At 60.6% G+C, this 21,664-nt stretch carries 20 protein-coding genes and 1 tRNA gene; 10 read left to right on the top strand and 11 right to left on the bottom strand.

Features of this window, described 5'->3' with window-relative positions:
* The first annotated feature begins 222 nt into the window (after positions 1-222).
* Positions 223-927 (top strand): PEP-CTERM sorting domain-containing protein, encoded by a 705-nt coding sequence (locus HS101_16900; protein MBE7507945.1) that lies wholly within the window; start codon positions 223-225, stop codon positions 925-927.
* On the opposite strand, the gene HS101_16895 is transcribed toward HS101_16900, so the two are convergent.
* The gene (locus HS101_16895; GenBank protein MBE7507944.1) at positions 871-2,976 is read right to left on the bottom strand and encodes a serine/threonine protein kinase; all 2,106 of its coding nucleotides are present in this window, start codon (positions 2,974-2,976) and stop codon (positions 871-873) included. The genes HS101_16900 and HS101_16895 overlap by 57 nt on opposite strands.
* Positions 2,977-3,051: 75 nt before the next feature.
* Between HS101_16895 and HS101_16890 the strand changes: the two genes are divergently transcribed.
* The 3 genes from HS101_16890 to HS101_16880 all read left to right on the top strand — a co-directional run bounded on the left by HS101_16890 (position 3,052) and on the right by HS101_16880 (position 5,625).
* The gene (locus HS101_16890) at positions 3,052-3,714 is read left to right on the top strand and encodes a sigma-70 family RNA polymerase sigma factor (GenBank protein MBE7507943.1); all 663 of its coding nucleotides are present in this window, start codon (positions 3,052-3,054) and stop codon (positions 3,712-3,714) included.
* A 178-nt stretch (positions 3,715-3,892) separates the two neighbouring features.
* On the top strand, positions 3,893-4,675 hold the full coding sequence (locus HS101_16885; protein ID MBE7507942.1) for a PEP-CTERM sorting domain-containing protein: 783 nt from the start codon (positions 3,893-3,895) through the stop codon (positions 4,673-4,675).
* A 176-nt stretch (positions 4,676-4,851) separates the two neighbouring features.
* Positions 4,852-5,625 carry an AMP nucleosidase gene (locus HS101_16880; GenBank protein MBE7507941.1) on the top strand — a complete coding sequence of 258 codons (774 nt, stop codon included), beginning with the start codon at positions 4,852-4,854 and terminating at the stop codon, positions 5,623-5,625.
* A 21-nt stretch (positions 5,626-5,646) separates the two neighbouring features.
* Here HS101_16880 and HS101_16875 read toward each other — a convergent pair whose 3' ends face one another.
* Together HS101_16875 and HS101_16870 are read right to left on the bottom strand one after the other, a co-directional pair.
* Positions 5,647-6,585, bottom strand: a complete 939-nt coding sequence (locus HS101_16875) for a bifunctional oligoribonuclease/PAP phosphatase NrnA (GenBank protein MBE7507940.1) — start codon at positions 6,583-6,585, stop codon at positions 5,647-5,649.
* Between the two features lie 525 nt (positions 6,586-7,110).
* A complete protein-coding gene (locus HS101_16870; GenBank protein ID MBE7507939.1) occupies positions 7,111-7,899 on the bottom strand; it encodes a polyprenol monophosphomannose synthase in 789 nt (262 codons plus the stop codon).
* An 857-nt stretch (positions 7,900-8,756) separates the two neighbouring features.
* On the opposite strand from HS101_16870, the gene elbB reads away from it, so the two are divergent.
* Positions 8,757-9,422, top strand: coding sequence for an isoprenoid biosynthesis glyoxalase ElbB (gene elbB / locus HS101_16865; GenBank protein ID MBE7507938.1), 666 nt, complete (start codon positions 8,757-8,759; stop codon positions 9,420-9,422).
* A gap of 113 nt (positions 9,423-9,535) precedes the next feature.
* Positions 9,536-9,829: a hypothetical protein gene (locus HS101_16860; protein ID MBE7507937.1), complete on the top strand. Its 294-nt coding sequence runs from the start codon at positions 9,536-9,538 to the stop codon at positions 9,827-9,829.
* Between the two features lie 39 nt (positions 9,830-9,868).
* Here HS101_16860 and HS101_16855 read toward each other — a convergent pair whose 3' ends face one another.
* The 4 genes from HS101_16855 to HS101_16840 all read right to left on the bottom strand — a co-directional run bounded on the left by HS101_16855 (position 9,869) and on the right by HS101_16840 (position 13,021).
* On the bottom strand, positions 9,869-10,684 hold the full coding sequence (locus HS101_16855; protein ID MBE7507936.1) for a biotin--[acetyl-CoA-carboxylase] ligase: 816 nt from the start codon (positions 10,682-10,684) through the stop codon (positions 9,869-9,871).
* Positions 10,681-11,580, bottom strand: a complete 900-nt coding sequence (gene nadC, locus HS101_16850; GenBank protein ID MBE7507935.1) for a carboxylating nicotinate-nucleotide diphosphorylase — start codon at positions 11,578-11,580, stop codon at positions 10,681-10,683. Before nadC ends, HS101_16855 begins: the two co-directional genes overlap by 4 nt.
* A gap of 65 nt (positions 11,581-11,645) precedes the next feature.
* Entirely contained in the window at positions 11,646-12,503 is an 858-nt protein-coding gene (locus HS101_16845) for a rhomboid family intramembrane serine protease (protein ID MBE7507934.1), read from the bottom strand.
* Entirely contained in the window at positions 12,500-13,021 is a 522-nt protein-coding gene (locus HS101_16840) for an NUDIX hydrolase (GenBank protein MBE7507933.1), read from the bottom strand. The genes HS101_16845 and HS101_16840 overlap by 4 nt, the downstream gene beginning before the upstream one ends.
* Positions 13,022-13,274: 253 nt before the next feature.
* On the opposite strand from HS101_16840, the gene rpmE reads away from it, so the two are divergent.
* Both rpmE and prfA read left to right on the top strand, forming a co-directional pair.
* On the top strand, positions 13,275-13,517 hold the full coding sequence (rpmE, locus tag HS101_16835; GenBank protein ID MBE7507932.1) for a 50S ribosomal protein L31: 243 nt from the start codon (positions 13,275-13,277) through the stop codon (positions 13,515-13,517).
* Between the two features lie 109 nt (positions 13,518-13,626).
* Entirely contained in the window at positions 13,627-14,721 is a 1,095-nt protein-coding gene (gene prfA / locus HS101_16830; GenBank protein ID MBE7507931.1) for a peptide chain release factor 1, read from the top strand.
* A gap of 7 nt (positions 14,722-14,728) precedes the next feature.
* On the opposite strand, the gene HS101_16825 is transcribed toward prfA, so the two are convergent.
* Positions 14,729-16,120 (bottom strand): tetratricopeptide repeat protein, encoded by a 1,392-nt coding sequence (locus HS101_16825; protein ID MBE7507930.1) that lies wholly within the window; start codon positions 16,118-16,120, stop codon positions 14,729-14,731.
* Between the two features lie 526 nt (positions 16,121-16,646).
* Positions 16,647-17,069, bottom strand: coding sequence for a transposase (locus HS101_16820; protein MBE7507929.1), 423 nt, complete (start codon positions 17,067-17,069; stop codon positions 16,647-16,649).
* A gap of 103 nt (positions 17,070-17,172) precedes the next feature.
* Between HS101_16820 and HS101_16815 the strand changes: the two genes are divergently transcribed.
* On the top strand, positions 17,173-18,564 hold the full coding sequence (locus HS101_16815) for a PP2C family protein-serine/threonine phosphatase (GenBank protein ID MBE7507928.1): 1,392 nt from the start codon (positions 17,173-17,175) through the stop codon (positions 18,562-18,564).
* A 422-nt stretch (positions 18,565-18,986) separates the two neighbouring features.
* Positions 18,987-19,637 (top strand): nitroreductase family protein, encoded by a 651-nt coding sequence (locus HS101_16810; protein ID MBE7507927.1) that lies wholly within the window; start codon positions 18,987-18,989, stop codon positions 19,635-19,637.
* Positions 19,638-19,715: 78 nt separating this feature from the next.
* Here the strand turns inward: HS101_16810 and HS101_16805 are convergent, their stop codons facing one another.
* Both HS101_16805 and HS101_16800 read right to left on the bottom strand, forming a co-directional pair.
* Positions 19,716-20,177: a PilZ domain-containing protein gene (locus tag HS101_16805; protein MBE7507926.1), complete on the bottom strand. Its 462-nt coding sequence runs from the start codon at positions 20,175-20,177 to the stop codon at positions 19,716-19,718.
* A 234-nt stretch (positions 20,178-20,411) separates the two neighbouring features.
* Positions 20,412-20,485 (bottom strand) — tRNA-Arg (locus tag HS101_16800).
* Positions 20,486-21,664 lie beyond the last annotated feature (1,179 nt).

Here is a 21,664-nt window from a genome sequence, read left to right as displayed (position 1 = left end):
CGATCATGGAGCTTCGCAGCCCGGAAAGTCGCATTTTCAGGCCGCCAATCGCGGTTTGCGTCTAACGGTCGGTAGTGGCATGGGCCCTGATAATCCCACCCCGGGATAGATTAGCCGCCCGGCGGCTTTTTTCGTGAACCCGTTTCGGTGTATGCTCTTATGTGCAGTAGCCTTGTTCGCGGCAAGCCCGCATTTTGCCGCCGCTGTAGGGAGGGTCCTGTCGTGTCTCGCTTCAAGTTGACCGCGTTCACAATTCTTATGGGTTTCGTGCCGGCCGGCGCGCTCGCCGGACCCATCTGGCCCGAAGGCGCCGCGGGAAGATTTCCCTCGTCCGCCGAACCCGTCACCGTTCCAGTCACGCACATCACGGGAGCCCTGACCGGTTCGCTCTTCCGTGGCGTCGAGGCAAACGACTTCGAAGACATGTACCAGATTCGCATTCTCGACGAGCGCGATTGCGGCGGAAAGGGATTCACCGCCAATACCACTTGGATGGTCGTGCCCGGCGGCATCAACGATTTCAATACCCAGCTTTGGCTCTTCGACGCTTCAGGACGCGGCCTGCTCGGGAACGACGACGCCGGCCCCGGTGTGCCGCAATCGTTCATCTCATTTCCCGCGAATGATCTGACCCTTCAGCCCTTTCCCGGCCCCGGCATTTACTACCTCGCCATCACCGGTTTCAACGACGATCCGCTCAGCGCCGGCGGTCAGATTTTCAATCAGGCAAGCCCTTTCGAAATCTCCGGGCCCGACGGTCCAGGCGGTCTCTTACCGATCAATAACTGGTCGGCCAACGGCAGCAGTGACATCGGCTTGTACGACATTCAATTGGAATGCGTCGGCGCGGTGCCCGAGCCCGCGACCTGTTCAATCATTCTTGCCGGACTTGGCATTGCCCTCGCCCGCAGAAGGCGCCTCGCCTGACTGAGAGGGACGATTCTCAGATTTGATTCGCGCGCGCAGCGCAGCCAATTCTCTCTCCGCTTCCAATACGTCCTGATGATCCGGCCCGAGCAGATTCGACAAACCCTCCGCGGCGCGCTGCCATTCAATCAGCGCCGCCTCAAGGTCGCCGTGCTTCTGAAGCAGACGCGCGAGCTGTCTCACCCCTCGAACGACCCGCCAGTGATCGGGACCGTAAATCGTCTCGACCGCCTTCACCGCCGCCCGCGTCTGGGCAATGGCCTCGCCGGTATGGCCCAGCTTGTCCAGGCATAGACCGTAGAAGATATGTGACGCCGCCGTCTCTTCGTGGGCTTCGCCCAGTAGCCGGACGCGGGTCGCCAGCACCGACTTGAACAAGTCGGCCGCCTCTTCGTGTCGGCCCATGTTGTCCAGACATGCAGCGAGGTGATGCTGCACCTCGGCGACTTCCACGCTCTCCACGGGATACAGCTTCATGCGCATGTCCCTGGCCCGAAGATACTGCGCCTCCGCCTCCTGGAACCTGCGCTGATTCCACCACGACGCCGCGATCCACATCGTCGCGCTGGCGATCTGCGCCTCCGACCCGCCGTGCTCGCGCCACAGCCTCAATTCTTCGGTGAACTGGGCCTCCGCGCGCTCTGCCGCCGACGGCCCCAGCTTCAAATACATCCGCCCCAACGTCTCGCGCACCATCGCCCCCACGTCAGGCGGCGCGCCGGCGTCCGAGTCCAGCCATCGCGCCGCCTCATCGAGAAAGCCCGGAACCGACATCTCCTGGCCGCCCGCCGAATCGGGATCGACCATCAGCAGCATCGCGGCAAGTGTCTCATTCAGTCGTTCCGCGCGATCGCGTGCCATCGAGATGCGCACGAACGAAACAGAGGTGACCGTCAAAATCGTCGCCAGCGCCGCCGCCGTAATCGACGAGATCGCCCGGTGTCGACGAACCCAGCGCCACGCCCGCGCAGCGCCGCTGATCCGCCGCGCCAGGATCGGCCTGCCCTCCAGATACCGCTCGATGTCCGCCGCGAACTCCGCCGCCGTCGCGTAGCGCCGCTCCGGTTCCTTCGCCAGCGCCTTCAGCAGGATGGCGTCGATGTCGGCATCGCACGCCGGCCGGACCGACGAAGGACGCGCCGGCTCGCGATCGCGGATGTCGACCAGAATGTCCGTCAGTTCGCCGACCACGCTCACCGGCAGCTTGCCGGTCACTAGCTCATAAGTAATCGCGCCCAGCGAATAAACATCGCTGCGCACGCTGACAAACTGCGTCAATCCGCGCGCCTGTTCGGGCGGCATGTATCCCAGCGTTCCGACAAGGTCGCCCGGCCGCGAGAGGCTCGCATCGACGTCGGTTTCTCCACCGCTGTCGAGCGCCTTGGCCAATCCGAAGTCCAGAAGATGCACCTGGTTCTGATCGTCGAGCACAATGTTCGAAGGCTTCAGATCGCGGTGCAGCACCCCGCGCTGATGGGCATAATCAACCGTCTTCGCGATTTCGCACACAATCCCCAGACACTCGTTGATCGAGGCCTCGCCCCCGCGCATCGCCTCATCGAGCGTCCGCCCCTCGACATATTCCATCACAAAAAAATACTGCCCGGCCAGGACGCCCGAATCGACGATCGAGACGATGTTCGGATGCTCCAGCCGCGCGACCAGCTCCACCTCGCGCTCGAATCTCCGTCGCGACCGCTCCGAAGCCTCCAGCGGCGCATGCATGAACTTCACCGCCACCCGTCGGCCGGTGGACTGCTGATACGCCTCGTACACCGAGCCCATGCCGCCGCGCCCGATGCAGTCGATGATGTGATAGCCCTCCAGCTCCGGCAGCACGGCCGCTTCCTCGCCCGCCATCGCCGCCGAACCGCCCCGGCTCGTGGTCCTCGACATGCGCTGCAGCGAGGCCCGAAGCGTCGCCTCGCGATCGGTGATTTCCGGAAATTCGTTCAGCACGTCATCAAGGGCGGCAAGGGGATTCTCCACGCGCCGCTGGCTCAGCCTCGCGATAATCCGGTTCACAAGCTCGTCTGATGAAGATTTCATGGGCCAAATCGCGATAGGTCATCCGCCGCGGATGGAATTGTTCACGGCCCGCTGCTAGGGATATCATAACTCCTCATGCACCCCGATGAAACGCCGCCGAGTGAACCGACCAACTTGGCGGAGTTGTGCCGCCTCGCCGCAAAGGGTGATTCCGCCGCCATCGAAGAACTCCTCTGGGCGCATCGCGGTAGACTCTTCGGCTTCACCCGCCGCAAGATCGGGCCCGACTGGCAGGGCACCATCGACCCCGAGGACATTCTCCAGGAGGCCTACGTCGACGTCTTCCGCGGCATCAGCTCCTTCAAGTACGAACACGAAGATTCGTTCTATCGCTGGGCGACACGACTCATCGAACACCGCTTCATCGATCGCGTACGCGCCCTCCGGCGCAAGAAACGCGATGTCTCCCGCGAGGTCGGCTCCGGCGGCCTCCATGCATCGCGCCACGAATCGTTCCTCGCCAATCAACTCAAAGACTCCCTGACGCCCAGCAAAGTCGTCCGCCGCCAGGACGCCGTCAGCGCACTGATGGCCTGCATGGCCAAACTCCCCGACGACTGGCGCAGCGTCGTGCAGCGCTTCCATCTCGACGAAGAGCCGCTCTCCAACATCGCCGCAGACATGGGCCGCTCAGAGGACGCCGTTCGACGCATGGCCTCGCGCGCGGTCGAGCGCCTCGCAGAGTGCCTGCGCAGCGCATCGCGTTTCTTCAACAGCGACGAATGTCCCGGGGCTTAGACGCAACGCATCGCAGTTTTCGCGCCGATTTTCCGCAATTCTGACGCTCCCCCTCTTAGATAAACGAACGCGTCTGCCGGATTGTTATCTGGGTTCTCAGGCGGTTCACAGCTATGCGGTGTCGATTCGATCGCCGCAAAAAAAATGTCGCACAGCGGCAAGTCGAAAGGAGTGAGTCATGAATCTCTCAATCAACAACAAAAGGGCGAACAGTTCCCGCCTCGCCGCGCTCTCCGTCCTCCTCGTCGTGACCGCCGCGACGCAGGCCCTCGGAGCCACGCGGACGATCAATTTCGTCAACAACACCGGCCAGAATGTGGACGATCTCCACCTCAACCTTGCCAATGGAAGTACCGTGGACTTCGCTCAGACAACGCCGTTCCAAAACGAGCGCGGAGTCGACGGCGGCACGAACCACAACCTCTACGGCGCCAACGTGGCAGCAAACGGAACCGCCACCGTCAGACTCACCTCCGGCTCCAACAAGATAAAGCTCAACAGTTGGTGGTGGACCCTCGGCGGAACCGCCTTTCAGGACGGCGCCCGCGTCGGGACCGTGCGCGGCGACAACGGCGGGGCGACTCTGTCATTCACCGGTGGCCACGCTGCCGGTGATGGCGCGGTCCTCGTGAGCATCGACGGCATGAATCGCGTCTTCAACACCATCCCCGGCGCCGATCCCTTGCAGTCGATGGTCATGTTCCAAAGCCTCCTCACCGAGATGGTGGACGGCGATTTCGAACTGATCCACTCCCTACTCGAACCATCAGCTGAAGGCGTTACCTATTTCGGCAACGTCCTCGGCGACGAAACCCGCGAACTCCGCACCGAAATCCTCGCCCAGGATTCCTTCCAGCCAATGACCCTCACGCCGGTCCCCGAGCCGGGCACCATCGGCTTGCTGGTCCTTGCCGGTCTCGCCGGCCTGCGGAGAAGTCGCCGGAATTGTCGAGTCCTCTAATAGCTGGACGTCTCTAAATCTAGGCGTGTTCGAGCGGCCCTCGTGTCTACCAAAAGTAGCGCGAGGGCTGTCTTTCTTGATGGACCGTCGCGCCGCCAAGACACCTCGGCCTCTCGGCAAACGACACGCCATATGGTATGATGACCGGAACGGTTACTGACCTGGACGACGACACCTTGCCCACGAAACTCGAAATCGCTAAGAGCTGGCTACCCCGCTATACCGGCATGCCGATTGACGGCTTCGGCGACTATGTCCTCCTCACAAATTTCTCTCACTATGTGGGGCGCTTCGCCGATCGCTTCAAGTGCGACGTTTTCGGTCTTGGGCGGCCGATGCAGGCCGCGACAAATTCCGCCGGCCTCTCGATCGTCAATTTCGGCATCGGCTCACCGAACGCCGCCATCATCATGGATCTGCTCACGGCCCGCGCCCCCAAGGGCGTCCTCTTTCTCGGCAAGTGCGGCGGCCTGAAGCGCACCACCGAGATCGGCCACTTTATCCTTCCGATCGGGGCGATTCGGGGCGAAGGCACATCCGACGACTATTTCCCACCTGAAGTCCCGGCCCTGCCCTCCTTTAAGCTCCACAAGTTCGTCTCCGAGAAGATCCTTCAGCACGGCTTGGATTACCGAACCGGCGTCATCTACACCACCAATCGCCGCGTCTGGGAGCATGATGAAGAATTCCAGAATCGCCTCCAACTCGTCACCGCCATCGCCATCGACATGGAAACCGCCACGATCTTCATCGTCGGCCACAAGAATGAAATCTCCCGGGGCGCCCTTCTGCTCGTTTCCGATGTACCGATTACCCCCGATGGCGTGAAGACGGAAGAAAGTGACGTTCACGTAACCAAGGAGTGGAGCGAGCTGCACCTTCAGATCGGCATCGAGGCCATGACGCACATCGATCGCCAGGGCGAGCCGATCCGCCATTTCAAGTATTGATCGTCCCCCGCCGCGCGGCGCCTAGATCAGGCCGAACGAAGCCAAATGCTCAGTGGCCGCCTTCACCATTTCATCGATCACGGCTGGCATCGGCTTGTTCTTCATTCGCACGCCCGCCGATTGGGCGTGGCCGCCGCCGCCGAATCGCTGGGCCAGTTCCACCACCGTCACCTTGCCCTCGCCGCGCAGGTTGATGCGGATCACCCCCGGCTCACCCTCTGAAAAGAGCATCGCCAGACGCACCCCGCGCAGGGCCCGCGGAATCGAGACCTGGTCGTCGATGTCATCCGCCTTGCACCCCGCCTCGGTGATGTCCTTGTAGGAAAGGTAGCTGTAGGCGATGCGCCCGTCCGCGACCACCGTTGTGTGGTCGTACACGCGCCGCAATAGCTCGAAGTCGCTGCGATTCTGCGACCGGCAAAGTTGCTCGCCGATGTGGGCCACGTCGGCCCCGGCCCGGACCAGCTCCGCGGCGATGTGCAGCGAGTCCGCGCTGGTCGCCGGAAATGAGAATCCACCGGTGTCCCCATAAATCCCGGCATACAGAAGCGAGGCCGTCTGCGCGGAGGGCTGAATGTCCAGCGATCGCAGCAATATCGCGATCATCTCACTGGCGCTGCTGGAATGCGGATCGACCCAGTTGCTCTGCGCAAAATCGATATTGGTAATGTGATGATCGATGTTGAATGTCGCCGGGCCGTCGGTCATCGCGGGTTGCGGCTGGATGTTGATCCGCTTCTCGGACGCCGTATCCACCACGATCAGTGCATCGAATGGCCCGTCTGGCTGCCAGGCCCCGACTTGCGGGACCGATGCCGCAAGTTCCAGCATAAACGTGATCTTGCCTGATACGCAGCCCGTCGGCAATCCGACATGCGCGTCGATGCCCTGTTGTCGAAGTGCCATCGCCAGGCCGAACATCGATCCGATGCAGTCGGCATCCGGCGTGACATGCCCCACGATCAGCGGCCTCTTGATCGCTCTGAATCGCTTTAAGAATTCTGCAGACGGTGTGCGATCGGGCCTTGATTCGTCCGCTCGGCCGTTCGGTATGGTGCTGGGGACCGTCGATATTGTCATGAATTAAAGAATAGGTCAGGCGTTCTGCCCGTGCCAGTCTCGTCCGTGCCGGCCGAAGCGCGAAGAGAATGAAGTTTTAACATTTGTGCCGCCAGTGCTGATTGCACGGCCCCAATCGCCGCCGTGTCATAGCCCACAACCACGGTTTATCCCGGGACAAAAAAAAGCCCAGGGTTCGGTTGCGTGCTGGGGGGAAACACGCGGGGCGCCGAAGCCCTGGGCAGGTCTAGAATATCGGGCGAAGGGGGGCTTTCAAGGACAAAAAGACTTACCCGGCTCCACCTTCACGCCCGGAGGCGAATAAACACCGTAAATGCCTTTTAAATAACGAGTTAGGCCGTTCAAGCGTAACATGTCTGGGCCTCCTTCAACCGTGCTCATAACAGGGTATCGGCGTTTGGAGCATTACCGGAACAGTCTCGTAGCCCAGACGATTCCCGCAAAAAGAACCACGACGGCCCCGACGACGGTTAGGACCGAGGCCACCGGCCGCTTGAATCGATACAGGCGGGAAAGATGCCGCAGATACTCAAGTTGCTGCCGAAGCGTCAGCTTGCTCTTGCCGTGCAGGCGATCGGAGAAGTCGATCGGCACCTCCCTGACCCGCTCGCACCGAGCCTTGATCATGATTTCCAACGCGATCTTGTAGCCGATCGGATTCAGCCCCGCGGACTTCGCCCGACGGTACGTCTCACGGCTGATGCAGAAGAAGCCCGCCATCGGGTCCTTCGCCGTCGTCAGCGGCCTCGCCAGCAGAGTCGCCACTTTCGAGTTCAACTGCCGAAAGAAACCCCAGTCCTCCTTGGTCTTCCCGCCCTCCACATATCGCGAACCGATGCAGAAGTCCGCCTGCCCGCCGGCGATCGGCGCGATCACGTCCGGCGCAGACTCCGGCGGGTGCGACAGATCGGCGTCCATGCACAAGAGAATCTCGCTGCTGGCCTCATCGAATCCACGAACAACAGCGGATGAGAGCCCCCGCTCGTTCGTCCGCACAATCAGCCTCACGGGGTGCTTACCCGCAAGCTCCTTCACCACCGCATCGGTCCCATCCTGGCTGTTGTCATCGACCAGGATCAACTCCGCCTCGTACCCCGCGGCCCCCAGCGCGGCAAAGAGCCGTGGAACAAGAATCGGGATGTTCAGCGCTTCTTTGTATGTGGGGACGACAATGGAAACGCTCGTCTTCGGCATGGGCGGAGATTGTAACGAATTCGCCGCGTCATGCCCGGCCTTCCGACGAGCCTCGGGCTCCCGACGAGCTCCGGCGTTCCGACGAACTCCGCCCTTCCGACGAGCCCCGGACTTCAGTCCGGGCGGTTCAATATCCACCAGCGGCCCCCATTTCCGCGCGAGCGCCGAGCAAAATCCACCAGCGGCCCCCAATTCCGCGCGAGCGCCGAGCAAGAATACTCATTGCGATGTCACCGTCCCGACAACCCCAACCCAACGCCACAGGCCTCCCAGATTTCGACGTTTCGACGTTTCGATTTTTCGACGTTTCCACCCAAAAATCACCCAAAGGCCGAACCACCCCAACCCATGCCCGCCACAAGAGTTGCAAGCGAAAAAAATCGCGTGTGTCACTATATGTCACCTTCGATTTTGCAGCTCTTGCGCGCGATCAACGTTTTTGTCTTCACCCTCGACACCTTGGCCCCTCGATCCCTCGGCCCCTTTTTTCGCCTATTGTCACCTTCAATTTCATCACCCCCCGTAGCGTCCGGCGCCCCTGCCGGACGCATCACACCGGAGTACGCTCGAATGCCCCCGCGCGATCCAACTGCTCAATATTTCGACGTTTCGACGTTTCGATTTTTTGACGTTTCCACCCAAAAACTCGAAGCGCCCCAACCCACGACCGCCACAAGTGTTGGCACAATCCCCGCGAGGCTTGTGTCACCTTATGTCACCTTGCGATGACCAGCGCAGACAGGCCCCAGACGCGTCTCTCGCCGGTGCATTCATCGCTCACCGTATCGACGCTACAATCAAGGGCACAAGTTCAGTGCACGAACAGGCCGATTTCGATTTTTCGAGGAGATATTGCCATGAAAAAAATAGCGGTTTGCCTCAGCGGCTGCGGGTTTCTCGACGGCGCTGAAATTCAAGAATCCGTGCTCACCCTGCTCGCCATCGATCAGGCCGGCGCGAAGGCCGTGTGCTGCGCACCGGATATCAACCAGGCCGGCGTCGTCGACCACCTCAGGCAGGAGCCCGCCGCCGGCACGCGAAACGTCCTCGTCGAATCCGCCCGCATCGCCCGCGGCGATATCGTCGACGTTAAAAAGATCCGCGCCGCCGAGATGGACGCCCTCATCTTCCCCGGCGGCTTCGGCGCCGCCAAGAACCTGTGCAGCTTCGCCACCGACGGCGCAAATTGCAACGTCAACCCCGACGTGGAGCGACTCACGGGAGAGTTCCTCGCGCAAAAAAAACCGATCGGCGCGATCTGCATTGCCCCGGCCATGCTCGCCCGAATCGTCGGCAGGAAAGACCTCCACCCGCGACTGACCATTGGCACTGACAAGGAGACCGCCGACGCGATCAACGCCATGGGCGCCCAGCACCGCGATTGCCCCGTCACCGAAATGATCACCGACGAGAAATACAAGATCGTGTCCACCCCCGCCTATATGCTGGGACAGGGCCCGGCGGAGGTTTTCGAGGGCATTCGAAAGCTTGTCACCGAGGTCCTTCGCCTCTGCGCCGCTTAGCCTCTAAAGTTGACAGGGAATAGAAGTGATTGCCGAACCATGATGAAGGAGTCAAACCAGAAGTGACCAGAATCAACCCCAGTTGGGAAGTCAGTGTTTCAGATGTGAAGGCGATGCTCGATTCTGGCGCGAACCTCCTGCTGCTCGATGTACGTCAGCCGGAGGAACACGCCATCGGCCGCATCGACGGCGCGCACCTCCTGCCGCTTCCCGACCTGCCGAATCGAATCGATGAAATCCGTGAACTCGCCGGAAACCGCCAGATCGTCACCCTCTGCCACCATGGCGGGCGAAGCCTCAACGCCGCAGCCATTCTGCGCCAGGGCGGCCTGATGCAATCCAAAAGCATGGCCGGCGGTATCGACGCATGGTCGGTTGAGATCGACCCCAGGATCGCGAGATACTAAGACGGGAGTGTCCTTGGGAATGCATGTTTGATAATTCACTCACTCCCGGCTCGTGGTCGCCGGTTCAAAATGACGGCAAACGCCGTTGTCCTCTTGCAGAATGAGTCCGCTCACCGGATGGATCTCCACGATCCGGCCCGTAAAACGACGCCCATCCTGAAGCAGCGTCACTCGGGCGTTCAGGTCGGAAGTCCACTCCAGCCACCTCCTGGCGAGATGGCTGTCATCAACGGATTCAGGACGTGCCAGCAATGAATCGAGTCGAATCAGGATCGAACGGACCACCGCAGCGCGATCAATGGGCTGGCGCGACTCCATTTCCAGCGACGTCGCACGGCCGCGCAGCTCCGGAGGGAAGTGTGACTCGTGCTGAAGACAGTTCACGCCGATCCCGACCGCAACGACAAGAGTGTCATTCGCCTGCGACCGCGTCTCGACGAGGATGCCGCACAGCTTGCGCTCGCCGACGTACAGATCGTTGGGCCATCGAATCGTCGGCTCCACGTCCGTCGAGTCGAGAATGCCCTCCAGCACGGCGATCGCCGTCGCCATCATCAGCCGGCCGTGCAGGAATTTCGTCCGGGGCATGGTCAACAAGACAGTCATGTGCAGGCCCGCGCCGCGCGGCGAGAGCCACTTGCGCCCGAGGCGCCCCCGCCCGGCCGTCTGATACTCAGCAAGAATGACAGCGCCGTCGCACTGCCCGGCCCCTTGCGAATCGGCGAAGTCGAGCGCGAAGGTGTTGGTGCTGTCCGTTTCGGCGAGTACGGTGATATGCCGGCCGATCCGCACCGTGTTGAGCCCGCGCCGAATCTCATCGGCGGACAGCACGTGGGGGTCACTATCCGGCCTCATGCGGCATCCAGACCCAGGTCGAGAATCGGAGCGGAATGTGTGATCGCCCCGACCGCAATACGATCCACGCCTGTTTCGGCAATCCGGCGAACGGACTCAAGCGTCGCCCCTCCGCTGGCCTCGAGTTCTAGCTTTCCCTTCAAACCTTCGCGGTCACGTAGTTGCACGGCCGTGCCCAGTGCCTCATTCGTGAAGTTATCAAGCAGGATTACGTCAATGCCGACGACCTTGAGCAACTCGGCGAATTGGTCCAGCCCGTCGCACTCCACCTCCACAAAAGTCGGTCGAACCGGCAGCGACGCCAGCCGATTGAGCATATCGAAGACGGTATGAGCGAGTCGCTCGGTCGGGACTCCCGCAAGGTGGTTGTCCTTCAGCAGCACGGCGTCATACAACCCGGTGCGGTGATTGTGCCCGCCGCCGCAACGAACGGCATACTTCTCCAGCGACCGCATCCCCGGCATGGTCTTACGTGTGTCGAATATCTTCGCACGCGTGCCTGCCACGGCCGAGACGAACCTTGCCGTCAGCGTGGCGATCCCGGAGAGGTGCTGCAGAAAGTTCAGGATCGTCCGCTCGGCCGCGAGCATCTGCCCGACATGTCCGCTCAGCCGCGCGACAGGCTGACCCGGCTCCAGGTCTTCCTGCAGGCTCGCCGCCCGGCACCAGTCGAGGTGCACCTCCGGAGCAAGTTCTTCCAGAAGTATCGGGAGAAGCTCGCTTCCGCAGAATCGTCCCGTCGTCCGCGAGGTCAGGTGCCATGCCCCCGTCGCTGCGGCCGTATGCGGCGGTAGAAGCTGCGTCGTGACGTCGCCGTGGGCCCCGAGGTCTTCTTCCCGCGCGAGCGCAATGAGGCGGCGAACGTGATCAAGATTGAATTCATGAATCGTGGACATGGAGGCGGTCTCATCAATCCCATGTTGCCGTGGGAGTTTGTCGAGCAGCGATATCGCCCGCCGGGCTAGTTACGCCCCTGTTTCGAGGCCCCTTCGAGTATTTTTTTCTCGCGGGCGGACAGGCTGCCGACTCCGTGTTGATGCACCTTGTCGAGGATGCGATCCACGTTGAGTTCCAGGTCTCTGGCACGTTGTCGACGGGTCTCAATGCCTCTCCTTTGCGTCGATTCCCGCCAATCAGAAAACCACCGTGACCACTGCGCACCTCGATAGCCGTAGGCGATGCCAAATGCAAGCCCGGCAAGATGGCAGGCGTCTCCCCCCGCATTGATTCCCCGAGTCCCGAGGTTGAATACGTAGAGGACGCCAAAGATCAGTGCCGCCATGCGAATCGGCACGGGAAAAAACACGAGGATGATCCGCATGGAAGGAAAAAGAACCGCACATGCGCCGAGAATTCCGAGCACACCGCCGGAAGCGCCGACAATGGGAATGTCACGGTCCAGCCAACTCATACTCGTGATCAGAAAATATGCAGCGACGGCAACGAAGCCCGCCGCCGTATAGAAATAGAAGAACCGCTTCGACCCCAGGTGCCGCTCTAATGAAATCCCCAAAAAATACAGGCCGATCATGTTAAAGAGGATATGAAGCAGGTCATGCTGGCTATGCAGGTAAGTAAATGTGAAGAGCCGCCAGATCTGCCCCTTCCAGACGAGGTCGGTGCGCATTTCGAGCGCCCGAAAAATCAGCCCCTGACTTCCTCCGGTAATCATGCAGATGAGAAAGAGCCCGATGTTGGCAATTGCAATCCACTTCACAGCCTTCCCTGGCGCCGGCATTCCGCCAAACCAGGAGCGAAGACCATCGCCGCCGAATTGCGGCTCGTCATTGTGCGCGTAGGGCCGATTCTCCCAGCTCATTCGTTCCTCCCGCGTCGCGCGTCCCAGACCATCAGCGTGATCATTGTTTTTGCGTCCACGATTCGTCCGTCCGTCACCATTTTCAATGCATCGACGATCGGCAGCCGCTTTACTTCGTGAATCTGTTCCGTCGGCCCCAATGCCTGGCGTCCCGGCTGCAAATCCTCCGCCACGAAGGCGATGATTTTCTCACTCATGATTCCCGGCGACGGATAGAACTCGCAGAGGCGCTTCAGCCTTCCCGCCCGAACCCCCGCCTCCTCCTCCAGTTCACGCGCTGCCGCCTCCTCCGGCGGCTCACCCAGGATATCCAGGGTTCCGGCCGGCAGCTCCCAGATTTCCTGCCCGATCGCAGGTCGAAGCTGACGAAGCATCAGGCAGTGGTCGGCGTCAGGAAGGGCAAGCACCACGACTGCACCGGGATGGATCACGTACTCCCGGGTATGCGAGGCGCCGTCCGTGCCGGTCACCACCTCCCGGCGAACCTCAAACTTCCGGCATTTCAGCAGCGTTTCCATGGATACAGCGGGCTCCTCTGGTGACCGAGTTCAGATTATAGGCTGAGGGGCGGCCCCCCGACATTCGCCATAACACACTGACTGACAGGAAGTTGCATCCGGCGGGGGCAGGGATTGGCGACGCTCGGCCATCTCGAAGCCCAACCGCCCACACCAAGTCTCGCTGGGCCGATTGCCGCCGGTTTCCCGCCTGATATAATGTTTGGCTCGGTAAAAAGTTCGACTAAGTGCATCTTATCCCGAAGGCGACACCATGAAGGAAGGCATCCATCCCAAGTACATCAAGTGCGTCGTGAGCTGCGGTTGCGGCCACACGTTCGAGACCCGAAGCACGCGCGACAAGATCGCCGTGGAAATCTGCTCGGCCTGCCATCCGTTCTTCACCGGCACACAGAAGTTCGTCGATACCGCCGGCCGTGTCGAGAAGTTCCAGAAAAAGTTCGGCGGTGATTACTTCAAGAAGAAGCCCGCCGCGAAGCCCGCCGCCAAGGCTTAGCTGAATACCTGTTAATCTGTACGCCGCATTGTTGCCGGTTGAATCCGGCGATCGTGCGGCGTGTTCTTTTTCGCAGACTCATTTCGTAGAGTCGAGCATCACATCGATCATGGCTGAGCTGACCGTCAACCCGGGGTTTATCGCCAAGCTGGATGAACTTTCCGCGCGCTATGACGCTGTCGCCGAGGAGATGAATCAGCCCGAGGTGGCGTCGAACTCCACGCGCATCGTCAAGCTGGCCAAGGAACATGCCAACTTGTCGCGGATGGTCGAGCCCTATCGACGATACCAGAAGCTGCACGCTCAGATCGCCGACGCGGAACAGATCATTGCCGATCCCTCCGCCGATCCGGAATTCAAGGAGATGGCCGAGGCGGAGTTGGGGGAGCTGACCGCGACCGCCGCTACGCTGATGGAGAATCTCATCGACGGTCTGCTCGGCGGTGAGGACGCCAACGTGGATTCCATCATCATGGAAGTCCGCGCCGGCACCGGCGGCGATGAGGCGGCGATTTTCGCGAAGGACCTGTTTGAGATTTACTCGCGCTATGCCGTGGCGAAGGGATTCAAGATCGAAGTCCTCGATCTCTCCACGAATGAATACGGCGGTTATCGCGAAGTCGTCTTCACCGTGAAGGGCGAAGGCGTCTATACCCACTTCGGATATGAGGGCGGCGGGCATCGTGTCCAGCGCGTGCCGGTGACGGAGACGCAGGGGCGCATTCATACGTCGGCGGCGACGGTCGCGGTTCTGCCTGAGGTGGAGGAGACCGAAGTCGACATCGACTGGAACAAGGACGTCCTCGAACATGTCAGCGCGGCGGGCGGACCGGGCGGGCAGAACGTCAACAAGGTGGCCACGGCCATCCGGCTGGAGCACATCGCCACGGGCATCATGGTGTCGATGCGCGACGAGCGGAGCCAGCATAAGAATCGGGCCAAGGCGCGGCGCATCATGGCCAGCCGGGTCAAGGCGCACTTTGAAGAGCAGGACCGGGCCAAGCGGGACTCGACGCGAAAGTCGATGATCGGTTCGGGCAATCGCAACGAGCGCGTGCGCACTTATAACTATCCGCAGAATCGCTGCACGGATCATCGGCTCAATGACAATTTCTCGCTTGAGAAGATCTCCGCGGGGCAGCTCGATGAGGTCATTGAGGCGCTTCGGCGATTCGACCGGCAGCGCCGGCTGCAGGATATGTAATTACGTCTTAGAACAGGGCCCGCGCCGTGCTTAGATTGGCGGTGTAGTTGGTGTCCCCCGGATAGAGTCTGGTCGCGGCGAGGAATTGGCGGTAGGCCTCGCGATACTTGTTTTTGCTGAGCAGGTCGAGCCCGTAGGTGTTTTGAGCCTCGGCCAGGTCGCGCTTGCGCACGTCATCGGCGGGGTCCTGATTGAAGGCGCCTGCCCGGGCGGTGACGAGATTCTTCAGGTCGCCGAGAGACGTGAGCTTTTCGATGATCCGATCGTATGCGGGCAGCAGGCGATCCTTCCGCGCGGCATCTTCGCCGATCGGGAGATTGACATAGGACTCATTGAGTGCCTTGAGAGACTGAGCGTAGCCGCCGATCTTGAAGAGCGCCTGAGCCCGCTCGAACTGCAGGTCGGAGAGATCGCCGCGGCGCACGTCGTCGTCGCGCAGGTCGATGGCCTGCTCGAAGGCGGTCAGTGCCCCGGAGGTGTCACCAACCAGCTTCTTTTGTCGTCCGAGGCGACTGTAAATGTCGGCGAAGTCTTTTCGGATGTCGGCCTGAAAGGCGGGATCGTCCGCCGACAGGCGAATCGCCGTTTGGAAGGCGCTCTTGGCCTTGTTCAGCGAACCGGCGGCCGCGTAGGCCTGGGCCAGGAGATCGTATGAGCCCGGGTCGGTGGAGTGTCGGTTCGCGAAACCTTCCAAGTGGGAGATGACAGTGCTGAGATTTCTCGCCGGGACCTTGTCGATCGTTTGACGCAGTTCCGCGCCGGCGAGATTCAGGTTGCCGATCCCTTCGTAGAATTCCGCAACGGCAAGGTGAGCCTCGGCGCTATCGGGCTGGTTTTGCAGGAAGTAGTCGGCCAGCCGCAGGCCGTCGGAGGCGGTCTTCTGTGAGCTGAGAAGTCTGCGGATTTGTGCGACGGTTTCCGAGGGACCTTTCTTGAGGGTCCGGGCGGCGCGAAGGTCGGAGGTGATTAACTCGTCGCTCGATGATTGCGACACCTGAAGCAGCGACTTCTCCGCGCCCTTGTAATCGCCCTCGAGCAACTGGATGCGCGCGAGGTTGTAGGTCGCCGTCACGTCGTTGGGGAAGACTTTGAGAATGCGATCGACGCCTGCACGGGCGGCGGTGAGGTTTCCGACCTTCAGCGCATTGGTCACGGCCTTGAGATCGGTCTGTCGCTGCTTGACCTGCGGCGCGTTTTCCGGGAGGCCGATGGGCTGGCCGGTGGCGGTGTATCCGGCGGATGCGCCGATTCGCGAGGATGTCAGGGCGCCGAGGAAGAAGTCCGGTCCGAATGCGTCGAATGTTGAGGCGGAACTGGAGGAGGACGAGCGGGACGACGGCGCCGCGTAGAGGCCGGCAAGACCGCCGGAACCGAATAGTGATGTGATGGCATTGGCCAAGGCTTCGCCCCCCAAAGGCGCACGTGTCGTGTCTATAAAGATCGGTTTGCCAGTGTTGGTAAGCAAGGTGAATCGCACCAATAAGCAGCCCGGGTCGGCGGCGATGTTTGCGGGTCCGGGAATGGACCGACGCGGTGAGACATCGTCGGTTTTGGGGATGGACGTCCGGGAAGGTCCGGATTGGTCTTGATAGATTCTGGAGCCGGGCGCGGAGGGCTGCGAATTGAAGGTGACATAAGGTGACACAAGCCTTTCGGGAATTGTGCCAACACTTGTGGCGGGCATGGGTTGGGGCGCTTCGAGTTTTTGGGTGGAAACGTCGAAAAATCGAAACGTCGAAACGTCGAAATCTGGGAGGCCTGTGGCGTTGGGTTGGGGTTGTCGGGACGGTGACATCGCAATGAGTATTCTTGCTCGGCGCTCGCGCGGAAATGGGGGCCGCTGGTGGATTTTGAACCGCCCGGACTGAAGTCCGGGGCTCATCGGAAAGCCGGGGCTCGTCGGAACGCCGGGGCTCGTCGGAAATTCAGGGCTCGTTGGTGGCCCGACGGTGGTGGGGCGGGATTGGTGAGTCAAAAAAAAAGGTTCTTCCGGATTTATCGTGGGTGAATTGATCGTGAAAAGGGGCGAACTCATGGGTCAAGCCCTGCACGGAATTCAGGATTTCTTTTCCCATACAGACTGGGTTAAGGGTAGTAGGATGTCCAGCGGAACTCCCGTCTCGGTGTACGCTGCGAACGGATGCCCGAGTTGGACTGCAACACATGGGCCGCGGAATGGTCAGCTCTTTGATGTTAACAGCTTTTCTTCTGCTGACCGTCCGCAGCCGCCAGAACAAACCGTTCATCACCATGCGATGATCGCGCCATGGGCCGCCCTTGCCGCCCGTCGGCGGAAACATAGTTTCGACCAATGCCCATTCTTCGTCTGACAATTCGTGTCTTCGCATTCATGCGCTTCCTGAAACCCGGCTTCCTGCCGTGGTTGTTCAGAGTTAACATCGACGCAAAGGGCATTCGTCAGACAGAACCTAAACCGGGGAGGAAAGTCAGATGATGCAGCTTCAGATTGAGTCCGATGCCTTTGACGAGGCTCTCCTGCGGAGCGAACGCATTCGAACTGCGAGCGTGCTCTTCGCGATTGTTGCCATCCTCTTTGTTGGATTCATTTACAGCGTGCTCAGCGGCTTGACGGTGACCCGGCCCCTGCCGGCTATCGCGTTACTGGTTACGATCTTTGGTCTTTTCGAGTCGTTTCATCTTCTGGCGATTCAACGTGCGCTCGCCGGCGCTTATCATATCCCGGCCTCGATCTGGACCCTGACCACGATCGCCGAGACGCAGCTACCTACCGTCTCCTTGTGGCTTCTGACTAAGAGCACGCTGATGGGGCCGTACACCGCGCTCATGGCACCTGTCGCACTCATGTACTTCGTGTTCATCTTGCTCTCGGTGCTACGGCTGCGTCCTGTGCTTTGCCTGCTGACTGGGATGCTCTCTGCGCTTGGGTACTGCGCTGTAGCGGTCTCGACGGTCTGGCGTTCCCCCGACGGCAGTGGGCAGTTTCCGTTTCCGTTCGGCGGATACGTTGCCATGTATGCCTCGGTGCTTCTGGTGTCCGGATTTCTGGCGGCCGGGATAACACGGAGCATACACAAATACGTTCTTGCCGCGCTGCGCGAAGCTGAGGCCAGGAGGCTGGTCGAGCGAATGGAGCACGACCTGGAAATCGCTCGGTCCATCCAGCAAGGACTTCTGCCCAAGGAGCCGCCGAAGATCGACGGCTTCGAAATCGCCGGTTGGAACCAACCGGCCGACGAGACCGGGGGAGATTACTTCGATTGGCAAACGCTGCCTGACGGCCGCGCAGCAATATCGCTGGCGGACGTGAGCGGCCATGGTATCGGGCCGGCACTCGTGGCGGCGCAATGCCGTGCATTCGCCCGCGCCATCGTGCCGACGGCCGCCGGCCTCGGCGAAGCAATCACACAAATCAACAGGTTGATCTCACAGGACTTATCGGTAGGTCGATTCGTCACGTACGTCATGGCCATTCTCACGCCATCGTCAAGCCGAGTGCAGTTGCTCTCCGCCGGCCATGGACCGCTGTTGCTCTACACGGCTGCGGACCAGGCCGTTCGATCTTTCAACGCCCACGCCATCCCTTTGGGCATTGGATCACACATCGACTACGGTTCACCTCAAGACATCGATCTTGAACCGGGCGACCTGCTGCTGCTGGTGACCGACGGTTTTTTCGAGTGGGCCAACGACGAAGGCGAGTTCTTTGGCATCGAGCGGGTGATAGAGTGCGTTCGGGCTCACGCATCATTGCCGGCGCGCGAACTCATCCGCAAGCTCTATTCCCTCGTCGTGGAGTTTGCGGGCAGGACTCTTCAGGCAGACGATCTTACGGCCGTATTCGTCCGGCGAACTGTGACCTGACCAAGCTGTCGGAATACTACCCGCAGCGGGAAGCATTCCGTGCCCAAAAAGGACAACAAAAACTTGTCAGGATGTTCTCTCCTCCTTCCGGTGCCTTCCCCTTGGGCGAAGCGTTACTTGTAGCCCGAGTTGCGCCGCCGCTCTGCGCTGCCAGGCGGCGCCACCGAACGGCAGGCCGCGAGCCATGCTCTTGCGCACCGCCTCGATCGACTCCGCCGCCACTTGTCGATTGACCTCCGACAACTAATTCCGCGGCCGATCCACCGGCCATGCATGCCGCCGAGCGTGCAAGATGCACTTCGCGTTGGTCCGGCTCCGAGCGCTGCCCCATCGCCAATGCTCTGCCCGACGAAAAGGCGATCGCTCCGACCCGATGTATAATCGCGACAAACGCAATCCCGGAGCAACCCATGCCCCCGAAAATGATCCCCTACGCGCTCCCGCCTCGCGATTCCGATTGGCAGGCTCGCCGCGCCGCCGAGCTCATCGCCGAGATGAACGGCCGGCGCAGTTGCCGCGACTTTTCACCGAAGCCCGTCCCGCGAGAACTCTTGGAGCAGGCCATCGCCATCGCCCACTCCGCCCCCAGCGGCGCTAATCGAAAGCCCTGGCGCTTCGTCGCCATCGACGATCCCGCCGTCAGACGAGAAATCCGCATCGCCGCCGAGACCGAGGAAAAGGAGAGTTACGATCATCGAATGCCCGCCGAATGGCTCGAGGCCCTCGAAACCATCGGCACGACGTGGGAAAAACCCTTTCTGGAGATCGCCCCGTACCTCGTCATCATCTTTCGCATCGACTGGGAAGAGTCGGGGGATCGCCGACTGAGAAATTACTACCCCATCGAGAGCACCGGCATCGCCTCCGGTTTCTTTATTATGGCGTGTCACCAGCTTGGCCTCGCCACGCTGACCCACACTCCCAGCCCGATGAACTTCCTCCGGCAGATCTGCCGTCGTCCCGAATGCGAGAAGCCGTTCCTGCTGATTCCCGTAGGCTATCCGGCCGAGAATTGTCAGGTTCCCGACCTCGTCAAGAAGCCGGTGCAAGAGGCATTGCAGTGGAATCGTTAGGCGCACCGAGAGTGTCGGCGCAGGAATTCAAGCGCGATGGGCCCGTGAGAATGATTGAGTTCAAGAGGGCGGCGGCAGTTAGTTGGGAAGCCCGCTGCCCGAGTACGCCTGCGCCGGCGTTCGGAAATTCCGTGCCGTGTTCCACGACCGGGAAGGTCGCGCTGCGTCGTCCGTCATCCGATGGCCCGAAAACGAGTCGCTCGGGTCTTGCGGATTGAGCGGAAGATCGGGTCGCTGATAGAAGCGAACGCCCACGCGTCGAATGCCCCGCTCGGGCGACGACGAATTGACGACGACGCAGTTCTCGCGGCGCTGCGACTTCTCGCTGCCGCCGTCGTTATTGGGACTGTCGAAAAAGAGATTCAGTTGATGGCCGAGCTCCGGCGCGTTGTATGCCGTCGTCAGAATCGCCGCACCGCCCATCGAAAGATCGAGCAACTGCGCCGGAGTTTCCTGTTCCGAGCCTTCAACCAACAATGTAACCGGCAGAAATGACTGAATGCGGGGGTCTTCTCGTCGCTCTAAGTTTCTGAAGTTCATCGTGGCATCCCCAGTCGACCGTTTTTCGCCTAAACGGGCCCGGAATGGGACCGCATCAGTTGTCAGGCCCTATCGGTTCGATGACCCCCGAGGATGAGCATTCGCCAATAATCCGCGACCCGTTTCGCCGCCTCGAAAACTTATTCGGACGAAACCGATCCCGCCGGGACGCGCCCCGCGATATGGGCCATTGGGCATGGAATCTTCAGAAAGGAAAACAGAGGAAAAGGGAATCGCGCCCGATAGGATTCGAACCTACGACCTACGGTTTAGGAAACCGTTGCTCTATCCAGCTGAGCTACGGGCGCAACTAACAAAATGACAATGGCTTGCAGAAATACGATGGAAGCCATAAACAGTCGACGACAACCTTAACGACAAACGGCTCGCCTGCAACAATGCACGCACTCGCAGGTTTGCGGCACTGTGTCGGAAAGAGCTGTCGTCGTGTCAGCAACACAAAGCAGTACCTCCAGGCCCAAGAAGCCGCCGCCCACGTTTCCCTGGACTGCACACCCTAGTGGTCAGTGGTGCAAAAAAATCCGCGGCAAAGTTCATTTCTTTGGCGTCTGGGCCGATCCCAGGACGGCCTTGCATGGGTATGAGTATACGCGTCAGGCAGCCGATTTGCACGTGGGGCGGAAGCCGTGGCTCCATCGCAAAGACGGCACGGGCATTGGGGACATTGCGCATCATTACATGGAGGGCCAGCAACAGAAGGCAAAACGGGAGCCTGATTTCGCCCGCCTGGTTCTTTGACGGTCTTCATGCCACCAAGGCTCTTATCCATTCCCTTGGACCGGCGCGGATGTGGGACCGACGGGTTTCGGCGAATACCGGCGGCATCTCTACGACGGCTTACAGACAAGTTCGCCCATGCCCATGTCAAGGCTGATCTGTTGGGCGATGTGACTCCGGCCGTGATGAACCGTTTCATCTCAGATCGAATTCGCGAGAACGCGTGGTCGGCGAAGACCGCGAATGATTTTCGCGAGGTCCTTCATCGTCTCTTTGCGTTCTTGATCCAACATCACGGATTTTGTTCGTGGGAACGGCGATATCCCAGTCCCGTGACTGCGGTGGAACGGCAAACGCGAGTCGGCGCCAGCATCTCGCGCGACCGTTTTGTTCGTGACGGGTGCGATGCCGTTGCCGAAGTCTCCGGTGAACGTTCGAGCCACGACACGAAAGCCGGCCCCGCCGTTATCGCTGACGGAGACCCACACGATACACGGGTCGTTGTCGGCATCGGCCAGGTTGTAGTGGACGTCCACTCGTATTGAAGCATCCCGGCGCTGGCGCACGAGCGATTGTCGTGGAAATTCATTGGTGTTTGCTTGACCATGGTGATCACGGTGATTATGTTGTTCTGAGTGATCGCCTTGTCGTTACTGCATTTCACCTTCATTCCGGCAGGCGACAGAAGATGTCAAAATCAGGGTTAAAGCACTCATAACCCAGAGGCTGTCGCCTAATGCTGCATGCTT

This window comes from Planctomycetia bacterium (assembly GCA_015075745.1).
Lineage (GTDB): Bacteria > Planctomycetota > Phycisphaerae > UBA1845 > UTPLA1 > UTPLA1.
This window is presented reverse-complemented; position numbering and strand designations above follow the sequence as displayed.